Here is a 256-nt window from a genome sequence, read left to right as displayed (position 1 = left end):
ACGAGCGTTCGGCGGAGCGTTCGGCATCGGCAGAACGTTCGGCGTCGAGCGAGCGGTCGGTGACGACGGAGTATCCGGCCGACGAGCGCGAATGAACCGTCGACGCCGGACCGTGCTTTTCAGGTTCGTGCCCCGCGAGAGCCACACCATGAGCCACAGCGCGACCCCGATGGAGGGAGCGTGACGTTCGTCCTCGTCGCCGGCACGACCCAGACCGCGGCGATCGACGGCATCAGTGCGGCCGGGGAGACGCCAG

Annotated in this window: 1 protein-coding gene; it reads left to right on the top strand. The window is 69.1% G+C overall.

Features of this window, described 5'->3' with window-relative positions; translation table 11 throughout:
* Nucleotides 1–184: hypothetical protein (locus ACFR9S_RS08310; RefSeq protein WP_379818406.1), on the top strand; the 184-nt coding region annotated here is incomplete at its 5' end.
* Nucleotides 185–256 lie beyond the last annotated feature (72 nt).

The organism is Halolamina salina (genome assembly GCF_042678005.1).
In the GTDB taxonomy this organism is placed as follows: Archaea; Halobacteriota; Halobacteria; order Halobacteriales; family Haloferacaceae; genus Halolamina; species Halolamina salina.
Note: the sequence above shows the minus strand (reverse complement) of the source record. Positions and strands in the feature narration are given on the sequence as shown.